Origin of the sequence: Rothia sp. HMSC069C10 (genome assembly GCF_001812205.1) — a bacterium.
Lineage (GTDB): Bacteria > Actinomycetota > Actinomycetes > Actinomycetales > Micrococcaceae > Rothia > Rothia mucilaginosa.
This window is the reverse complement of record NZ_KV808297.1, coordinates 363,281-382,992: the sequence shown is the minus strand read 5'-3', so window position 1 is coordinate 382,992 and position 19,712 is coordinate 363,281. Positions and strand designations below refer to the sequence as shown.

General features: G+C 62.8%; 15 protein-coding genes. 7 read left to right on the top strand and 8 right to left on the bottom strand.

Going from position 1 to position 19,712, the window contains the following annotated elements:
• Positions 1-137: 137 nt before the first annotated feature.
• The 4 genes from HMPREF2842_RS03735 to HMPREF2842_RS03720 form a co-directional block, all read right to left on the bottom strand.
• Positions 138-1,409 carry a DNA-methyltransferase gene (locus HMPREF2842_RS03735; RefSeq protein WP_049356461.1) on the bottom strand — a complete coding sequence of 424 codons (1,272 nt, stop codon included), beginning with the start codon at positions 1,407-1,409 and terminating at the stop codon, positions 138-140.
• An 8-nt stretch (positions 1,410-1,417) separates the two neighbouring features.
• Positions 1,418-3,172: a DEAD/DEAH box helicase gene (locus HMPREF2842_RS03730; RefSeq protein ID WP_070642810.1), complete on the bottom strand. Its 1,755-nt coding sequence runs from the start codon at positions 3,170-3,172 to the stop codon at positions 1,418-1,420.
• Between the two features lie 502 nt (positions 3,173-3,674).
• Positions 3,675-3,902 carry a DUF3107 domain-containing protein gene (locus HMPREF2842_RS03725; protein ID WP_005505268.1) on the bottom strand — a complete coding sequence of 76 codons (228 nt, stop codon included), beginning with the start codon at positions 3,900-3,902 and terminating at the stop codon, positions 3,675-3,677.
• 198 nt (positions 3,903-4,100) lie between these two features.
• A complete protein-coding gene (locus HMPREF2842_RS03720; protein WP_070642807.1) occupies positions 4,101-5,363 on the bottom strand; it encodes a glutamyl-tRNA reductase in 1,263 nt (420 codons plus the stop codon).
• A 221-nt stretch (positions 5,364-5,584) separates the two neighbouring features.
• Between HMPREF2842_RS03720 and hemE the strand changes: the two genes are divergently transcribed.
• The 7 genes from hemE to hemB all read left to right on the top strand — a co-directional run bounded on the left by hemE (position 5,585) and on the right by hemB (position 14,119).
• Complete coding sequence (hemE, locus tag HMPREF2842_RS03715; protein WP_070642804.1) at positions 5,585-6,766, top strand: uroporphyrinogen decarboxylase; 1,182 nt, start codon at positions 5,585-5,587, stop codon at positions 6,764-6,766.
• Positions 6,767-6,904: 138 nt separating this feature from the next.
• On the top strand, positions 6,905-8,455 hold the full coding sequence (gene hemG / locus HMPREF2842_RS03710; protein WP_070642802.1) for a protoporphyrinogen oxidase: 1,551 nt from the start codon (positions 6,905-6,907) through the stop codon (positions 8,453-8,455).
• Positions 8,456-8,589: 134 nt separating this feature from the next.
• Entirely contained in the window at positions 8,590-9,411 is an 822-nt protein-coding gene (hemQ, locus tag HMPREF2842_RS03705) for a hydrogen peroxide-dependent heme synthase (RefSeq protein WP_070642799.1), read from the top strand.
• On the top strand, positions 9,408-10,856 hold the full coding sequence (locus HMPREF2842_RS03700) for a ferrochelatase (RefSeq protein WP_070642797.1): 1,449 nt from the start codon (positions 9,408-9,410) through the stop codon (positions 10,854-10,856). Before hemQ ends, HMPREF2842_RS03700 begins: the two co-directional genes overlap by 4 nt.
• A 184-nt stretch (positions 10,857-11,040) precedes the next feature.
• Positions 11,041-12,183, top strand: a complete 1,143-nt coding sequence (locus HMPREF2842_RS03695; protein WP_070642794.1) for a hydroxymethylbilane synthase — start codon at positions 11,041-11,043, stop codon at positions 12,181-12,183.
• A gap of 5 nt (positions 12,184-12,188) precedes the next feature.
• The gene (locus tag HMPREF2842_RS03690) at positions 12,189-13,082 is read left to right on the top strand and encodes a uroporphyrinogen-III synthase (protein WP_083309202.1); all 894 of its coding nucleotides are present in this window, start codon (positions 12,189-12,191) and stop codon (positions 13,080-13,082) included.
• A 35-nt stretch (positions 13,083-13,117) separates the two neighbouring features.
• Entirely contained in the window at positions 13,118-14,119 is a 1,002-nt protein-coding gene (gene hemB, locus HMPREF2842_RS03685; RefSeq protein WP_070642792.1) for a porphobilinogen synthase, read from the top strand.
• An 89-nt stretch (positions 14,120-14,208) separates the two neighbouring features.
• Here the strand turns inward: hemB and HMPREF2842_RS03680 are convergent, their stop codons facing one another.
• The 4 genes from HMPREF2842_RS03680 to HMPREF2842_RS03665 form a co-directional block, all read right to left on the bottom strand.
• Entirely contained in the window at positions 14,209-15,381 is a 1,173-nt protein-coding gene (locus HMPREF2842_RS03680; RefSeq protein ID WP_070642789.1) for a transcriptional regulator, read from the bottom strand.
• A gap of 131 nt (positions 15,382-15,512) precedes the next feature.
• Positions 15,513-16,694: a sugar dehydrogenase gene (locus HMPREF2842_RS03675; protein ID WP_070642786.1), complete on the bottom strand. Its 1,182-nt coding sequence runs from the start codon at positions 16,692-16,694 to the stop codon at positions 15,513-15,515.
• Between the two features lie 32 nt (positions 16,695-16,726).
• Positions 16,727-18,076 (bottom strand): glutamate-1-semialdehyde 2,1-aminomutase, encoded by a 1,350-nt coding sequence (gene hemL, locus HMPREF2842_RS03670; protein WP_070642784.1) that lies wholly within the window; start codon positions 18,074-18,076, stop codon positions 16,727-16,729.
• Positions 18,077-18,290: 214 nt separating this feature from the next.
• Entirely contained in the window at positions 18,291-19,658 is a 1,368-nt protein-coding gene (locus HMPREF2842_RS03665) for a threonine/serine exporter family protein (protein ID WP_070642781.1), read from the bottom strand.
• Positions 19,659-19,712: the final 54 nt, after the last annotated feature.

Here is a 19,712-nt window from a genome sequence, read left to right as displayed (position 1 = left end):
AAAAATCCTAACCTTCAGGTAGAGATTTAGAGAATATGCAATGAGGTGAAAACAAAAGAGTGTGGGGCGGGTTCCTTGACCGGGAACCCGCCCCACACTCTTAACACGTGCTCTCACGGACGCGCAGACAAGACCGCCTAGACGCTCTCACGCGACGCATGATGCTGCAACACCGCACCCGCAGCCGCCGCATCCAGCTGAGCAGCCGCACGCGCCGCACGAGCCTTAGCTCGCGCCTGATGCTGACGCTGACGACGCAACTCATCACGCCCATCAATACGCATCTTCTTATCCACCGCATCCATAGACCAGTGACGCACAAACCGGCACGACGCACCCTCAACCGGCTGCGTAGTCTCCGTGAGCGTATCCAACACGGCCTTCAGCGCATGACGGCTCGCCGCCGTCAACGCATCACGACTCGTACCGCCACGAACACCCACCGTACGCTTCGGCGTGAACAGCACACTCGCCCCACGCGGCACACCGCGATACTCAGCGAACGACACCGGATCCACACCCAGGCGCTTAGCCATCACCTCAATAGCCGGCGGATTCTGATCCACACACACGAACTTACGCCCCAACTGAGCCGCCGCCGCACCCGTAGAACCAGAACCAGCGAAGAAATCCAACACCCAATCACCCGGGCGAGAACTCGCCGCAATCATACGACGCAACAGACCCGTAGGCTTCTGCGTAGGATAACCCGTCTTCTCCTTACCCGTAGGCGACACAATCGTATGCCACCACACATCCGTAGGGAGCTTACCGCGAGAAGCCTTCTCCTCAGTCACCAGGCCCGGAGCCATATACGGTTCGCGATCAACCTCCGCAGTATTGAAGTAATAGCTGCGGTGATCCTTCGCGTACACCAGAATATTGTCGTGCTTGGTCGGCCAGCGGCGCGTTGACTTCGCACCGTAGTCGTACGCCCAAATCAGCTCATTAATGAAGTTCTCACGACCAAAAATCATGTCGCACATAATCTTCACATAATGAACCTCACGCCAATCCAGGTGCAGGTACAGGGTGCCGTCCTGCGCGAGCAGACGATGCGCCTGCTCAATACGCGGCGCTAGGAACGCCCAATAATCCTCGAACGAGTCGTTATAGCTCGCCAGAGTCTGCAGGGTGCTCGAATAGCTCTTGCCCTTAAAACCGGTGCGGTCACCCTTCTCAGAAGCCTCCGCGCTCAACGTGCGGCGCGTCTGCTTCTTACCCGTATTGAACGGCGGGTCAATATAAATCACGGTGAACGCACCATCGGGCAGCTCACGCAGATACTCCAGGTTATCTGCCTGCACCAGCAGCGACGGGCCCTGCGGGTCGAAAACCGTCGAATCCGTGCGGTTCGCCTCAGCGGCGGGGGAAGGCGCGGCGGGCGCCGGGGATGCTGAAATACCCAACCCCGGCCCTAGCTTTCAGAACCAGCACGGTCAGCGCCACGGCCCTTACCGCGAGAACCCTCAGAACGAGAGCCCTCAGCACGAGAGCCTTCAGAACGGCGGCGGGTGCGGCTGCGGCCCTCACCCTCCACGGGCTGACCCTCAACACGGCGGGTACGGCGACGCTGACGAGGCGCACGCTCAGAACGCTCCGAAGAACGTTCGGTACGCTCGGATGCGCCCTTCTCGGAACGCTCAGTGCGCTCGGAAGAACGCTCAGAACGCTCAGAACGCTTGCGGCCCTCGGAGCGGCTACGGCGCTCGCCGCGGCCCTCACCGTCACGACCGCCAGAACGACCACCGTCGCGGCCACCGCGAGAACGGCGCGAACCCTTCTCACCGTCACGACCGCCAGAACGGCCACCCTCACGGGAACCGTCGCGGCCACCACGAGAACGAGCCGGACGGCCATCACGCGAGTCGCGGGCACTCTCAAAGAACTCGTCGCCCATGCCCTCAGCCACACGCTCCTCGCGCGGCAGGCGGCCCTTAGTGCCAGCCGGAATGTTCAGGTCGTAGAACAGGTGCTCAGAGGAAGAGTAGGTCTCAACCGGCTCCGGAACGCCCAGCTCCAGGGCGTCGTTAATGACCTTCCAGCGCGGCAGGTCATCCCAGTCAACCAGGGTCACAGCGGTACCCTCATTGCCGGCACGACCGGTACGGCCGGTACGGTGCAGGTAGGTCTTCTCATCCTCGGGCACGCGGTGGTTAATCACGTGGGTCACGTCTTCAACGTCAATACCGCGAGCCGCCACGTCGGTCGCAACCAGAATGTCAACCTTGCCGGTGCGGAACGCCTTCAGCGCCTGCTCACGCGCAACCTGGTTCAGGTCACCGTGCAGGGGAGCAGCAGCGAAGCCACGGTTCACCAGCTCCTCCGCCACGCGGGCAGCGTCACGCTTGGTCTTGGTGAAGATGACGGTGCGGCCGCGGCCGGTAGCGCGCAGAATGCGGCCAATCATCTCGTCCTTGTCCAGGTGGTGCGCACGGTAGACGACCTGACGGATCGACGCCTTAGTCTTCGAGGCGTCCTCGGGGTCAGCGGCGCTAATGCGCATGGGCTTGGTCATGTACTGACGCGCCATCGCAATGACCGGGCCGGGCATGGTTGCGGAGAACAGCATGCTCTGGCGGTCCTCCGGCAGGTAGCTGAGAATCTTCTCAACCGACGGTTGGAAACCCAAATCCAGCATCTCGTCAGCCTCATCGAGGACCACGATCTTAACCTGCTTCAGGTTCAGGAAGCCCTGCTGGTACAGGTCGATAATGCGGCCGGGGGTGCCCACCGCAACCTCCAGACCGCGGCGCAGCAGCTCAGCCTGAGGCTCAATCGGCACACCACCGTACAGGGTGGCGACGCGGGCGTTGCGCAGCTTCGCAGCAATCGCCAGGTCCTCGCCCACCTGAATAGCAAGCTCACGGGTCGGAACCAGAATCAGCGCCTGCGGTGCGCCGGGGTACTCCAAATCAGCCCAACCCTCATCGTCGCGGCCGACCACACGCTGAATGGTGGGCAGACCGAAGCCGAGGGTCTTACCGGTACCGGTCTTCGCCTGACCAATGATGTCCTGGCCAGACAGAGCCACGGGAAGAGTCAGCTCCTGGATGGGGAAGGGGGAGGTAATGCCAACCGCCGCGAGGGCGTCACTAATATCCTGGCGAACGCCAAAGTCGGCGAAGGACTTTGCAGTCTGAGTGGTTTCCTGCGTGTTCGTTTCAGTCACTGGACCGTATCTTTCTACCCCTGCTCGGGGTGTGTTTCTCCCCGAAACGGGGTGTACCAGCCAGCGCCCCAATGGTGGAGGCGGTGACGGGCGGGCGTCGAAAGCCGGCCGCGGGAAATTCTTACACGGGAAATTCTTGCCGAGACGCCGCCTGCACGCATGGTTATTACTCATGGTTCATTCATGATGAGAAGGCGGTGCAGCCTCGGGGTCTTGAAAGGGATACGACCGGTCATTCACTTAACCCCTCAATATTAACCCGGATTTGCTTGCGGCGCACCCCCGACCGGTTGTGGTGTGCGCCCGTGATGGGCGATATACCGCCTCAAAACCGGGTACCGCGAGGTTTTTGTGCGGGCGGTTTAAAATGCAAACCCCCGCATTCGGCACGGCGTAACCATGTGGCGCATAAAGCGCACGCACACGGCGCATAAAGCGCGGTTACGCATCGTGACGGATGCGGGGAAAGCTCAAGCTAAAGGGTAAACAGCTACCGAACTAATTAGGCGCCGATACCGAAACCAACGTGACGCTTAGCGTCAGAACCCAGCTCAACGTAGCCAATCTGAGCGCCAGAAATCAGGGTGGTGTTGCCCTTATCATCCATAATCTGCAGCAGCGAGCCGTCCTCAATAGCCTTCGAGACCTTCTCCATGAGGATTTCCTTAGCCTCACTGGTCTCAACAACGATTTCACGAGCAATGTGGCGAATGCCAATCTTGATTTCCATGAGTCTCCTCGCAGAATAGTCCGGCACAGCCAAACGTGCGCCGGGTATGGGAACTGTCTTATCTAGCATCTACTCTAGCGTGAATGCGCCCATCGGCACCGTGAACGGGCGGTACTTCGCCGGGGGCTAATAAAATACTCGCCGCCGGATGCGTGAAAATGCGCGTGAAAAACGCCGGGAAGAGGGGAGGGGAGACTCCTAAGACTCCTCCACCTGAATGCCGTAGAGGGTCTCCAGCGCCTGCACGTAATCCTCTGCGCGGCCCTCCGACGCCAGCTTCTTGGCGCGCACCGTCGGGGTGTGCAGAAGAGACTTCACCATGCGGCGCATCGCCAGCTCAAACTGCTCCGTCGCCGCACCGCAACCAAACTGGTTACGTACCTTCTCCAGCTCAGAATCCAGCACATCCATAGTGTGCGAGCGCAGCGCAACAATCGCGGAGTCAATCGTGCGGGAACGCTGACGAGACACAAACGCCGCCAGCTCAGACTCCACAATGCGCGTAGCCGTCGCCACGGATTCCTCGGTCTCCTCGGGGGCGGCAAGGCGCACCGACTCGAGCGTAATCAGCTCAACATTCGGCAGGTCAGCGACCGAGGGGTCAAAGTCACGCGAAAGAGCCAGGTCGAGGATCGTGTGATGGCCGCCCGGAATCTGCTCGGGAAGCAGCGGATCGGAGCCGCCAGAGCAGCCAATAATGACGTCGGCAGAAGCCATGGCCTGCTCCATGCCGTCCACCGGCACCGCAGAAACCTCGCGCTTTGCCGCGAACTCGGCGGCACGACCCGAACGGGAATTGACCCAAATATCGGTGCAACCGCGCTCGCGCAGCGCCGCAATGGTCGCACCCGCGTAAGCACCCGTACCAAAAATCAGGGCGCGGCGGGTCGGCCAATCCTTCTCGGCGACCTCATCCGCAAGATCGAGGGCAACAGACACAATGGAGCGGCCCTGAGCGCCAAGCGCCGTATGCTGACCCCCCTGACGAGCCGTATGCGCCGCATGCTCAAACAGCTGAACCAGCTCACCGGGAAGGGGTACGCCGTCCTCTTGTGCCTTCGCCTGCGCGGCAGCCAGCGCGCGGCGCACCTGACCGGTGATTTCGCGCTCACCGACCACGGCAGATTCCAGGCCGGAGGCGACCGTCAGCAGGTGGCGTGCCGCCTCTTCATCTTCGAACAGGTCGAAGCTGGAGGCAACTAGCTCCTTATCCAGCCCGGAGGTCTGAGCAATCGAATCAACAATCAGCTCACGAACCATGGGGACATGGGCAGACACGTGCAGCTGAACATACATTTCAAGACGGTTACAGGTGGCAAGAACTACTGCACCCTTAACACCGAGCTGACGCGCTACATCCGCCGCCAGAACATCGGGTACACCGGAGGCACCGGCGCTCAACGCAGCGACGGTGGTCAGATCAACGGTGTGGTGCGATGCCACAAATGCATAAGTACTCACTAGAGATTAATCATAACCACGCCGACTAAGCCCCTGTAAAGCTCACAGAACCTAAGTTCCATCATCGTAGGGGGCAAGAAAATCTGTACGGTGGGGGAGCGGGCACGAAGAGTAGGCGCAAACTAAGGTGTCCCTCACTCCTAAGAAAGCCACCATTAGGTAAGAGTCACCATGACATAGTGTCGCAAAAACGCCCACATAAACCTGTCACACTAGAGACTATGAGCGAAAACCAGCACACCACCCCCGCGTCGGCACAGGGCGCCGCACAGGCACCCGCCCTGCCCGCACACCCCACCGACACCCAGCGACCCCTGCTCACCGACGAGCAGCTCGCACATCTACCCGCCAACCACCCCCTGCGCGCAGGCACCACCGCCGACTCGCCCATGCTCCGCGCCCTCACCGGCCGCCCCTCCAGACACCGACCCGTCTGGTTCATGCGCCAGGCAGGCCGCTCCCTGCCCGAATACCGCCAGGTACGCGAAGGCATCCCCATGCTGGAGGCCTGCCTCACCCCCGACCTCGCCGCAGAAATCACCGTGCAGCCCGTCCGCCGCCACAAGGTCGACGCCGGCATCTTCTTCTCCGACATCGTCATCCCCATGAAGCTCGCGGGCGTCAACGTCGATATCGTGCCCGGTAAGGGCCCCGTACTCGACCAGCCCGTACGCACCCTCGACGAGGTGCGCGCCCTGCCCGAACTCAAAGACAGCGACCTCGACCCCATCCGCGAAGCCGTCGCCGCAACCGTAGAAATGCTCGGCGACACCCCGCTCATCGGCTTCGCCGGAGCCCCCTTCACCGTCGCCGCCTACATGGTCGAAGGCGGCCCCTCCCGCGACCACCTGCGCCCGCGCACCATGATGCACGCCGACCCCGCCGCCTGGCACGAACTCGCCGAATGGGCAGCCCGCACCGCAGGCCAGTTCCTCCGCGCGCAGATCGAGGCTGGCGCATCCGCCGTGCAGCTCTTTGACTCCTGGGCTGGTTCCCTCGGCGAAGGCGACTACCGCCGCTACGTGCAGGCGCACTCCGCAACCGCCCTCGATATGGTGCGCGAATACGGCGTGCCGCGTATCCACTTCGGCACCGGCACCACCGCCCTGCTGCCCGCCATGCACGAAGCCGGCGCAGACGTCATCGGCGTGGACTACCGCCTGCCGCTGTCCGCTGCGAACACCCTGCTCAACGGCGCCGTACCCCTGCAGGGCAACATCGACCCGGCACTGCTCGCCGCAGGTCGCGAAAACCTCTACGCACACGTAGACGAAGTGCTCGCAGAAGGCAGCGCCGCCCCCTCGCACGTGGTCAACCTCGGCCACGGCGTACCCCCGACCACCGACCCGCAGGTGCTCACCGACCTCGTGGCATATATCCACGAACGCACCGCGCAGGCATAGGATAAATAACGATAAATAGACGGCGCAGATGCCGGAAACCCTCCGGCATCTGCACCGAACATCTGCACCCCGAACCAACCACCACACCCGTTACCGCAATGGGCAACTCCACTGCAGGCAGACCAAAGGAGAACCACCATGGGCCACACCAACCAGGCACCGCACCGCACCGCACAGGTCAGTTCCTCCGCCGCGCCCCAGAACGCACGAGCTTTCACCCGCAACGAGAAGGCACCCACCGCCATCGTCATCGGCGGCGGCCCCTCCGGCCTGATCTCCGCACGCCGCCTCGCCGCAGCCGGTATGCGCGTCACCCTGCTCGAACAGCGCCACCACCTCGGCGGTGCCGTTGGTGCCCACGAAGTTGGCGGCCTTCTGCTGGACTCCGGCGCAGAATCCTTCGCAACCCGCAGCCCCATTGTCAGCGACCTCGTCAAGGAACTCGGCCTGGGCGACCAGATCGTCACCCCCAACTCCTACGGCTCCTGGCTGTACCTGCCGCAGGGCGCCCGTCGCACCCCCAGCACCGGCATCATGGGCATCCCCGGCAACGTGAACGATAAGTCGCTGATCCCCGTCATCGGTAAGAACGGTCTGCGCCGCGCCCAGGTGGACAAGTTCCTGCCCGTCTCCGCAGGCGAGAACGCGAAGACCCTCGGTGAGCTCGTGCGCATCCGCATGGGCCAGAAAGTGCTCGACAACCTCGTCGCACCCGTCGTCTCCGGCGTGTACTCCACCCACCCCGACAAACTCGACGTCGATGCGACCATCCCCGGCCTGCGCGAAGCCTTCCGCAAGCACCGCTCCCTCTCCGCCGCAGCGCACGCTTTCCGCTCGGCAGCCCCCGCAGGCTCACAGGTCGCTGGTATTGTGGGCGGCATGAACCAGCTCTCCGAACGTCTCGTCGAAGACCTGTACGCCGCCGGTGTTCGCATCGTCACCGGATTCGACGTCATCGCCGTTGACCGTGACGAATCCACCGGTCAGTGGTTCATCATCCAGCGCCACACCACCGACGGCGAAAACACCCCCCTCTACGCCGACTACCTGGTGCTCGCCACCGACGGCCCGACCGTGGCACGACTCATCGGCCCGCACGTCTCCACCGCACTACCCGCCCTGGAACCCGGCCCCGAAGTCGCCCTCGTCACCCTCGTCGTTGATGCCCCCGCCTTGGACAAGCACCCCCGCGGCACCGGCCTGCTCGTCTCCGAAGAAGCCACCGCCGTACGCGCCAAGGCACTCACCCACGCCACCGCCAAATGGCAGTGGGTCGCCGAGGCCGCAGGCCCCGGACGCCACGTTGTGCGCCTCTCCTACGGCCGCGGCGGCGAAGACTCCCGCTTCTCCGAAGTCGCCCTCGCAGACGAGCAGCTCATCACCCTCGCCCTGCGCGACGCCACCCGCATGATGGATGTAGCCCTCACCCGCAGCAACCTCGTTGACGCGGACGTCGTACGCTGGCGCGGCGTACTGCCCGCCTCCACCCCCGGCCACCGCGACCGAGTCAAGGAATTCCGTGAACGCGCTAGCGAACTCGGAACCCTCAGCACCGTCGGCTCCTGGGCGGCAGGCTCCGGCCTGGTCTTAACCGTCAAAGACACCTACGAGCAGATGGACCGCCTCATCTACCACGCGGCACAGGACTGGGAAGGCGTCACCGCACCCAAGGCCGCAACCGCCAAGTAGACGGCGCAGCGGCGGCAGAAGCTCAGCCAATAACTCAGCTCAGCCAGTAACTAGACCAAAAAATTGAGAAAACGCGCAGCTACGGAAGCCGCGCCTCCAGCACAGCGAACCCTCGCTGAAGAAAGGAACACACAATGTCTCACGATCACGCAGCACACGGCCACGGCGGCGCACACGGCGCAGGTCAGGGCGGCTACACCCACGCAGGCCACGGCTACGGCGGCGCACCCAAGGGCTACGCAGTCCAGCACTCCGCAGCTGACGAGAACCGCCGCGGTCGCGAAGAAGGCGAAACCCTGCACTACGCCCTGTACACCGTGTTCGCACGCTCCGGCGCACGCCCCGCAGAGTCCAACACCGACGAGGCACGCGCCGAGTTCGAGAAGGTCGCAGAACAGCTCGCAGCAGACGGCGTGACCCTGCGCGGCATCTACGACGTCTCCGCAATGCGCGACAACGCCGACGTCATGATTTGGACCCACGGTGCAACCCCCGAAAAGCTGCAGGCAGCAGTCCGCAAGATTCGCCGCACCGCACTGTTCGCAGGCACCACCATCGTCTGGTCCACCATGGGCGTACACCGCGAAGCAGAGTTCACCCGCAACCACGCCCCCGCCTACGCACGCGGCAAGGCACCCGAAGCATGGGTCTGCGTCTACCCCTTCGTACGCTCCTACGACTGGTACTACATGAACCCCGAACGCCGCGCAGAAATGCTCAAGAACCACGGCATGAAGGCAATCGACTTCCCGCAGATTCTGGCAAACACCGTCGCAACCTTCGGCATGAACGACTACGAGTGGGTCCTCGCCCTCGAAGCACCCCAGCTCGTTGACCTCGTCGACATGATGCGCCACTTCCGCAACACCGAAGCACGCCTGCACGTACGCGAAGAAACCCCCTTCTACACCGGCCGCCGCATCGAAGCAGACGAAGTAGCAGAGGTTCTGGCGTGAGCCATCAGCCGCACAACGGCGTAACCCTCAACGGCACGCTCCTGCCGGACAACGTGGTACCCAACCGCACCGACCCGGCGAACACCGCCTCCAACGGCCCCGCCGCGCTCAACGAGCAGACCCTCGGTGACTACCGAAGCGAACGCAGCATCACCCGTGAACGTGCCGAAGAGGCACGCCCCTACGACCTGGTGATTCTCTCCTCCTTCGGTGGCCCCGAGGGGCAGGAGGACGTCATCCCGTTCCTGCGCAACGTAACCGCTGGCCGCGGCATCCCGGATGAGCGCCTCGAAGAGGTCGCCACCCACTACCGTGCTAACGGCGGCGTCTCGCCGATTAACGAGCAGAACCGTGCCCTGCTCGCCGCGCTGCAGCAGGCGCTCGCCGAGCGCGGCCCGCACATCCCGATCACCTGGGCGAACCGCAACTGGAAGCCCTACGTGAAGGACGTGCTCGCCGAAGCCTACGAGAACGGCCACCGCAACGTGCTCGTGCTGGCGACCAGCGCCTACCCGGGCTACTCGAGCTGCCGCCAGTACCGTGAAGACTACGGTATGGCGATTGAACAGCTCGGCCTGGAAGGTCGCGTGCACGTGGGTAAGATCCGTCAGTTCTTTGATGTGCCCGGCTTCTCCCGCGCTTTCGCTGACGGGCTGAAGGACGGCCTTGCAACGGTTCGTGAACAGCTTGCCGCACGCGATAGCGGTTCGCTGAACCCGCGCCTGCGCATCATGTTCTGCACCCACTCGGTGCCGACCTCCGCTGCGAACGAGGCAGGTCCGCGCGGCGTGAACTACGAGGGCGGCTCCGCCTACGTGGAGAAGCACCTGCAGGTCGCTCGCGCCGTGCTTTCGCTGGTTCGCGATGAGGCCCCGCAGCTTCTGCAGAACGTCGAATGGGAGCTGGTGTACCAGTCCCGTTCCGGCCCGCCGTCCATGCCGTGGCTGGAACCGGACGTCAACGACGCCCTGGAGGCGCTGCCCACCCCCGCCAACCCGGCGGAGGATGGCGAAGCCCCCGCGGAAGGCGTCGTGCTGGTGCCCCTCGGCTTCGTCTCCGACCATATGGAAGTCAAGTGGGACCTGGATACCGAGGCGCTGGACACCTGCGAACGCCTGGGCATGGTTGCCGTGCGCACCCCCACCCCCGGCACGCATCCGGCGTACGTGGAGTCGTTGCGCCGCCTCATTGAGGAGCGCGTGGAGAACGGTGTTTCAGCCGACCTGCGCCCCGAACGTGAGAGCGTCCTCGCCCCGAGCGCGAGCGGTCAGTACGGCTGGTTCGACGAGTGCGAACCCGACTGCTGCAAGCCCGGCCGCGGTGCGCCGAAGCCGGTCATCGCCGAGTACGCAGCCTGTGCTGACGGCGCTGAGGACAGCGCTTCTGAGAACGCACCCGCCAGCCGCTCCAGTGGATGTGGCTCCGGCGGATGTTGCTCCCACTAACACCACCCCTGTAGCTCCGGCTCGCCCCAACACCCCATCACCGGGGTGTGCGGGCGGGTCGGAGCGCACGTGCCTACAGGCAACCCCCAGAATTTAGACAAACACACAGCGTCGCAAACACACAGCCTCTGGGGGAAACGCACACGCCTACGGGCTATCACACACATCACCGAAAAGGAGAGATATGAGCCATCACGAGTACATCTTGGGCACCCGCGGGTCTGCTCTCGCCCTGACCCAAAGCCGTATCGCTGCTGAAACCGTCACCGCCCTCTATGCCGAACACCAGACACACCACGGCACCGCAGACCACGACGCCGCTGAGGTCGTGGACTTCACCCTGCGCACCGTCAAAACCGAAGGCGACGTGCTCACCGGGCCCCTGGCAACCCTCGGCGGCACCGGCGTATTCGCCGCGGCACTGCGCCAGCGCCTGCTCGACGGCGAGAACGCCTCCGAAGAAAACCGCGTGGACATGGCAGTACACTCCCTCAAGGACCTGCCCTCCGCGCCCTGCCCCGGCCTGGTCGTCGCCGCAACCCTCAAGCGTGAAGACCCCCGCGACGCCCTCGTGGCACGCGACGGCCTGACCATCGACACCCTGCCGGAAAGCTCCCGCGTGGGCACCGGCTCGCCGCGCCGCGCCGCCCAGCTGCGCGCCCTGCGCCCCGACCTTGAAATCGTGGACATCCGCGGTAACGTGGGCACCCGCATCGGCCGCGTGAAGGGCCTGGAAGAGCACGCCGGTAAGCAGGTCGTGCTCCGCCAGAACACTGAAACCTCCGAACGCGCCGACCACGGCGTAGGCACCGAACGTAGCGGCGACTGCGATGCCGTGGTGCTCGCCGTCTCCGGCCTCAAGCGCCTGGGCAAGGAACACCTGATTACCGAGTACCTTGACCCCAGCCGCATGCTGCCCGCCCCCGGCCAGGGTGCGCTCGCCCTGGAAGTGCGCGAAAGCGAATTCGAGAACCCGGACCCCGCCGTACTCGCCGACCCCGAGGTAGCACGCCCGGTGCGTGCCCTCGGCCGTGCCCTGCTTGCCGCAAACCACTACGAAACCCGTCTCGCCGTCAGTGCCGAGCGTGCCCTGCTGCGCCGCCTCGAAGCCGGATGCGCCGCGCCCATCGGTGCCTACGCGCAGGTGGTTGAAGGCGACCTGGTGCTCAACGTTGTGGTGGCGTCCCCGGACGGCACCGACATGCTGCGCCACACCTCGGCAACCGCCGAGCTGGATGTGCCCGGCGCCGAACGCCTGGGCGTGCGCGTGGCAGAAGACCTGCTGCAGATGGGTGCCGCCGCCCTTGCCGGTTTGGACCTGAAGTAGGCGCCATGTCTGCCCCGCCTTCTGATACCCCGCGTTCTGAACCCCGGCAGGCTGATACCCCGCAGGCTGATGCCCCTCGCACGGTTCTGCTGACCCGCTCCGCCGCCCAGGGCGCCGCCTTCGCACGCGCCCTCGCCGAAGAAAGCGCGCAGAACGGGTTGGGGGAGCCCCGGGTACTCTTCGCCCCGCTACAGCAGGCACGCACCGTCGAACCGGGCGCAGACCACTCCGCCGCGCTGGAGGCGCTCGCCTCCGGTCACTACGCGTGGGTGAGCTTCACGAGCGCCAACACGGTTCGCGCCTGCGCGCAGCTGTGGGATGACGAGTTTGCCCGTGCGGTTCACGCCGGGGGAGTGCGGGTTGCTTGTGTGGGTGCGGCAACCGCCCGTGCCGTGCACGCCCAGCTGGGGCTGGACACGGATTTTCAGCCGCAGGTGCAGAGCGCCGCGGGAATGCTCGCGGAGTTCGAGCAGCCCGTAGCTGAAGCCCCCGCTGTGCTGGTTTTGGAGGGCTCCAACGCCCGCCCGACCCTGCGGGAAGGCCTCAAGGACCTGGGCTGGGACAGCCGCCGCTGCGTGCTCTACGACATGGTGCCCGCCGAGCAGGTGGCGCCCGGCGAGCTGAGCCTCAGCACCGCCCGCGCGCTCGTACAGGGGAATGCCGTAGATGCCGCCGCCCCGGAAACCCCCTCGCCGGATGTGCTGGTGGTGACCGCCCCCTCCCGCCTGCACGCCCTACTCGACGGCGCACCCGCGCTACCGCCCGAATCCGTGCCGCCGGTGGTGGCAATTGGGGCGAGTACCGCCTCCGCATGCCGCGCCCTGAACCTGCGCTACGTGCAGGCCGATTCGCCGTCACCGCAGGATTTGGCGCGCGCCGCAGTATCCCTCATTTACTAAGACCACATATTTTTATCGAGTTTTCAGGAGAGATCATGAACCTCACCCGCCGCCCGCGCCGCCTGCGCACCACCGCAGCCATGCGCTCCCTCGTCGCCGAGACCACCCTGCGCCCCGCGCAGCTGATTCAGGTGTTCTTCGTTCGCGACGGCATCGACGAGCCGCAGCCGATTCGTTCGATGCCCGGTCAGTACCAGCACACCCTGGAGAGCATCATCCCCGCCGTGCGTGAGGCGTACGAGGCGGGCATCCGTTGCATTGACCTGTTCGGCATTCCTCGCGATGAGGATAAGGACGAGGTCGGCTCGACCGCCTGGGATCCGCAGGGCATCCTGAACCGTGCCATTGCGGTGTGCCGTGAGGAGTTCGGCGATGACCTGGTGGTTATGGCTGATACCTGCCTGGACGAGTTCACGAGCCACGGCCACTGCGGCGTGCTGGTCGATGACGGCCACGGCACGCTCGTGGTGGATAATGACGAGACCGTGGAGCTGTACTGCAAGATGGCGGTTTCGCAGGCTCGTGCGGGTGCCCACACGGTGTCCCCGTCGGGCATGATGGACGGCCAGATCGCGGCGATGCGCGCTGCCCTGGACGAGGCCGGTTTTGAGGATGTGTCGATTCTGGCGTATTCGGCGAAGTACGCTTCTGCGTTCTTCGGCCCGTTCCGTGACGCGGTAGAGTCGACCTTCAAGGGCGACCGTAAGACCTACCAGCAGGATCCGGCGAACCGCCGCGAGTCGCTGCTGGAGGTGCGTGCTGACCTGGAGGAGGGCGCGGATATGGTGATGGTGAAGCCTGCCGGTAGCTACCTGGATATTGTGCGTGAGGTGGCGGAGTTTTCGCCGGTGCCGGTGGCGGCGTATCAGGTGTCGGGTGAGTACGCGATGATTGAGGCTGCTGCGGCGAACGGCTGGATTGACCGTAAGGCTGTGGCGCTGGAGTCGCTGCGCTCGATTCATCGTGCCGGTGCGGATGTCATCTTGACCTACTACGGTACGGAGGCGGCACGCTGGCTCCGCGAGCAGGACGCCTAACCCCTCCCTGTTAGACGCTGAGAAGCCACATGTGTTTCGAAAAGCCACGTCTTATGTGGCTTCTCGAAACACATGTGGCTTCTCGCCGTTTATGATTGTTCTTCGCTGACTGGCTTGTACCCGAGGGAGGTACACACAACGTTGCCGTTGGTGAAGTATTCCGCGAGCTTTTCGCGGTCGGCGGGGGAGCGCAGGTCCGCCCAGCGTTCCTGCTCCAGGTAGAACGCAACCTGGGAGGTCAGGCAGACGACCCGCTCATCGTGTACCGCCACAATGTGCCTGCGCAGCCACGGCATACGCTTGGCAAGGTTCGGCGGGATTCTGGACGGCACCTTGATTTCTATCTGCCACTGCGAGGGCTCGTAGAAGGTCGGCTTGATCTGTTCGGGGTTCTTCGGGAAGACGCAGAACTCCTCAATATCGGTGTATCTGTACTTCTTCGCGGGTAGGAAAAGCCGCCCGACGTAGAACGAGTCGGGGTTGAACAGCAGGTACCGCCTCATATAAACCCACCGAGTTACTGCAGTTACGGTGGTAACAATTGCCAGCGTTATGGAAGCTCCACCAATGGGCATTGGCTGAACACCTAGAACTGTCCAACCGACAAGCGAATAGAAGAAGACGATGAGAGCCACAACCAACACAAAGTGGGTTTCAACGTAGAAATCATTCTTTGCCCGAACCGGTTTAGCTTGAGGATGAGCCCCATTCGGCACAGCAAAAACGTTGAGACGCATCAACGCTGTGCTATAGATTTGAGGCAACCCGGCTGTCATGTCATCCGTATCGATGCTGCGGGCTTTACGCCAAGTGCGGCGACCTGAACGTGCACCCACGAACACCATGTAGAACGGCAACAACAGAGCCGGTAGCAGAATGCCATTATGGGCAATATCTGTGTACAGACGAAAGATGGACCGTGCGACAAGGCATGCCCACACATACATGAGCACGTGGAACCACGCCTCAATCGAGGAGATACCGTATACGCTATCGATTTCTTTGCGGGCACGGGTGAGGTTAGAGCGCAGTTTATGTTTTGGTAGCGGGTTACCCTCCAGGGAACGACGTTCGGCATACCTCATTGCATTGTTGATGGGGGAGCCGTAACGGGCGATGTAGAGCTCCTTCGCCTTTTCCGTGCTGATTGTTGCGGGGTGAGTGATAGCGGGTACTATGCATAACCCTATGTAAACGATAAAGGCGATGAGCCATATGTAGCGCAACGGCTCTAGGGGTATCCCAAAAGCGCTTAGCTCCATGAATTGTCCTCTCTACGGGTATCGGTGATGGTGTGTCTACGGTGCTGAGAAGCCACATGTGTTTCGAAAAGCAACATAAAACGTGGCTTCTCGAAACACATGTGGCTTCTCGCGGTATGTAGGCTACAGGTTTACTTGTACTGCGCCTTCTGGAAGGACGCGCGGCGTGCCGCCTCCTCCGCATGCTTACCGGCAGGCTTGTACCCCATGGTCGTGCAGATCACGCGGCCGTCCACGAAGTACTTCGCCAACATTTCACGGTCCGCCGGCGAATCCAGCTGCGCCCAGCGTCCCTGCTCAATGTTGAACGCAATCTGCGCCACCAAACAATCAATCTGGTGCTCATTCAGCGAATAGTCGTGCTTGCGGCCGCCGGGGAGCAGAATCTCCAGCGTCCACTGGCTCGCGTCCTTCGGGTTCAGCTTGATAGCGTCCGGGTTCTTCGGGTACACACGGAATGCGCGAACCTCAGAGTAGGGGCGGGACTTCGCCGGAAGGAGCAGTCGCCCAGCCTGGAACGAATCCGGGTTGTACAGCACGTAATCGCGGCTACGCATCAGCAATATGATGATCAGCAGAACGCCCGCCGCCAGCAAGAACCAGGATGCGTGACCGATATAGATTGCTTCCCAATCCTCGTCGATGCTCCAGCCAGCCAGCGAAACTAAGAAGACCGAGGCGAGCAGGAACGCAATACCACCGAGGATCCAGTAGGCGGTGCGGTCGTCACGAATCGGCTCCACGCCCGGCACCGTGCCGCGTACACGGAACGGTGCGCTCAGCTTACCCAGCGTCGCCGAGTAGATGCGCGGCATGCCCAGCACACGGTCATCCTTGCTGTATCCGCGAACTGCACGCCACTGACGGCGGCCAATACGCGCACCCAGATACACCATGAGGAACGGCAGAAGCAGCGCCGGCAGTACAACGCCGTCATACACGATATCCCAGTACAGGCTGAAAGTGGAGACCGCCACAATCCAGCCCCACAGGTACATGACCACGTGGAACCAGCCGCTTATCACACCGGCGCCCTCAATAGAATCCAGCTTCTTCTTCGCCTTCTTCGTGGCGCTACCCTTGCGGGAGGAGCTCAGCGGCGCACCCATCGCGGTGCGTTCCGCGGTGGCGCGGCGCGCCTCATCAACGGGCGAGCCGGACACCTCAAGGTACAGTTCGGCTGCCTTCTCCTTCTTGATGGGCACCGGGTAGGCGATATCCACCAGCAGGCACAAGCCCAGGTACACCATGAAGGCGATCAGCCACACGTCGCGTAGCTGCTCCATAGGCAGTCCCAGAGCGCTCAGATCCATGAGCGGCTCACCTCCTTACGTCTCTCAAACTCCTACGCGGATGCGGCAGCAGCTGCGGCAGCCGGAAGAGCCGAGATGATACGGTCCATCGCCTCATCGTCGTGGGCGGCAGAAACGAACCACGCCTCGAACGCGCTCGGCGGCAGGTACACTCCGGATTCGAGCATGGAGTGGAAGAACGCGTTGTAACGGCTGGTTGCCGACGCCTTGATGTCGGCGTAGTTGTGAACGCCCGCCTCGGAGGTGCCGAACGCCACCGAGAAGAGGTTACCGGCGTTCTGGATGGAGTGGTCCACACCGGCGGCGTTGAACGCCTCGGTCAGAGCCTGCTGCAGCTGGGCGCTGCGGGAATCCAGGTGCGCGTAGACGGCGGCATCAGCCAGGGTCAGGGTCTTAATACCCGCCGCAACGGACAGCGGGTTACCCGAGAGAGTACCAGCCTGGTAGACCGGGCCGACCGGCGCCAGGTACTCCATGACCTCACGCTTACCCGCCAGCGCCGCGATGGGCATACCGCCACCAATGACCTTGCCGAACGTGAAAATATCGGGAACCCAGCCGCCATCCTCGGGAGCCGCGTAACCCCAGTAACCAGCCGAAGACACACGGAAACCGGTCAGCACCTCATCAAAAATCACGAGCGCACCGTTCGCGTGCGCAATCTCGTGCAGGCCACGGTTGAAACCGGGCTCGGGGGTGACAACACCCATGTTGCAGGGCGCCGCCTCAGTAATAATCGCGGCAATCTGACCCTCGTGGTTCGCGAACGCCTCACGCACAGCGTCCAGGTCGTTATAGGGCAGAACGATGGTCTCCGCGGCGGTTGCGGCAGTCACGCCAGCCGAACCCGGCAGCGCCAGGGTAGCCACACCCGAACCAGCCTCAGAAAGCAGCGCATCCACGTGACCGTGGTAGCAACCCGCAAACTTAATAATCTTGTCGCGGCCAGTCACACCACGCGCCAGACGAATCGCAGTCATGGTCGCCTCAGTACCGGTGGACACCATACGCACCTGATCAATCGCGCCAGGAATCACCGCGTTAATACGGTTGACCACCAGCTCAGCCAGCTCAGCCTCCGGCGCGCTCGCCGCACCAAAGGACAGGCCGCGCTCAGCCGCCTGCTGAACCGCCTCAACCACCTGCGGATGCGCGTGACCCAGAATCGACGGGCCCCACGAGCAGACCAGGTCAACGTACTCGTTGCCGTCCGCATCGTACAGGTACGCGCCCTTAGCCTTCGCCGCAAACGCAGGAGTGCCGCCCACAGAATTGAAGGCGCGCACCGGGGAATTCACGCCGCCGGGAATCACCGCGCGAGAACGCTCAAACAGCTTCTCGCTGGCTTCGTGGTGCAGCGGGTGGGTAGAGGAAGGAGTCATCGTATCGGTGCCTTTCAACAGGGACGGCGAACTAAAGAATTACAAGGGACGATGCACGGCAAGCAACAGAGCCCGCACGTTACTAACGTCCCGTACCCTAACCATCATAGGCGCTACAGATGAACCGCAGGTGACAAGCACCTGAACGTACCGAAAGGTGACGATAAAACACAACAGACAAGTTAGGGAACAGATAGGTGGAGAAACCCAGAAACTAGCGCATATGCCGGTCGGTATCCAGACGGTTCAGCACCTGGGTGTCCTGATCAAACAGCCAGTTCTTATCAAAGAGCAGACGCACAAACGCCAAGCCCATACCTAACGCCATGAAAATCAGTAGGGACTGCACAAAACCGCTCGCCGCCGAATACATGTCACCGCTCGCAAAATACGACATGGAACGGTAGAACGGAACACCCGGAACCATCGTCACCACCGCCGGAACCGACAGAGAAATACGCGTGTACTTACGCTGATGCAGCGGCGCCACAATCTCAGCCAGGATACCCACACCAAACACGGCAATTGTCGCCGCCATATGCGCGGGCATGCCCGCCTCCACCATATGAATACGGGCGGGGTTCGCCACCGCAGCAATCAAACCACCCCACACACACGCCACCGGGGAGGCGGCAAAGAGCATCGCGAAGCCGGCCGCCGCAACACCCGAGGAAAGCACCTGCAACACCAAATACAGGGTTGGGTCAAGGTTAAGAGGCGCAGGGGCAGTCAACGGCAGGTGGAAGAGCGAACCCAAAACCCACACCGCAAACGACGCGCTCAGCAGCAACAAACCCACATAGGTCAGACGCGAAATACCCGCCAAAAAGTCCATGCGCGAAATATCAAGCATGCCCGTCACCATGGGGAAACCGGGCACCAAGAACAGTACCGACGAAATAAAACCAATCATATGGTTCGGGCTAATCCAACCCGCCGCGACCAGCACATTAACAAGCGCAATGTACAGGCCCGCCGCCAGGAAGCCGCACGCCATCCACGTTGCCAAATGGCTCACCCCGCGCTTGAGCAGAGTCGAACGCAAAAACTGGCCGGCACCCGCCGCGAAGAACACCACCGTGCACTCCACCAGACCGCCACGGTTTAGGAACGCGAACCCGGCACACGCCACCGCCGACGCCAGCGCCAACATCCAGCGGGTGTACAGAGGCTTCGCCGAATCAATAAGGTCAAGCTCGGCGTTCGCCTCCGCAGGGGTGATCTTTTCAGGAAGCTCAGAAATGAACTTACCCAACTGATCCAGCTTATGAGCGTTAATGCCCATCGTGCGCTGCTCAGCGACCTCGGTACGGAAATTACCGTCAGTGTACGAAGAAGTCGAAATCTCGGTGAAGGTCACCTGCGCGTGATGCTCCTTCAACCCCACAGCCTTCGCCAAACGCGCCATCGACGCCTTAATACGGTACGCGCTCGCACCCGACTTCATCAGGATGCGGCCCAGGCGGAGCACCACCTGCGACTGCGCCACCAAGTGCTCATGAGCCAGGCGGGTAGACCCCAGATAAATACTGCGCGTATTCGTGTCAGGGTACGGCTCGGTAGTGCGGGGCTGATCATCCATGAGAGGCCTTCCGGGTCGTGCTATTCACGTGCTATTCGTGTAGGTGTGGTTCCT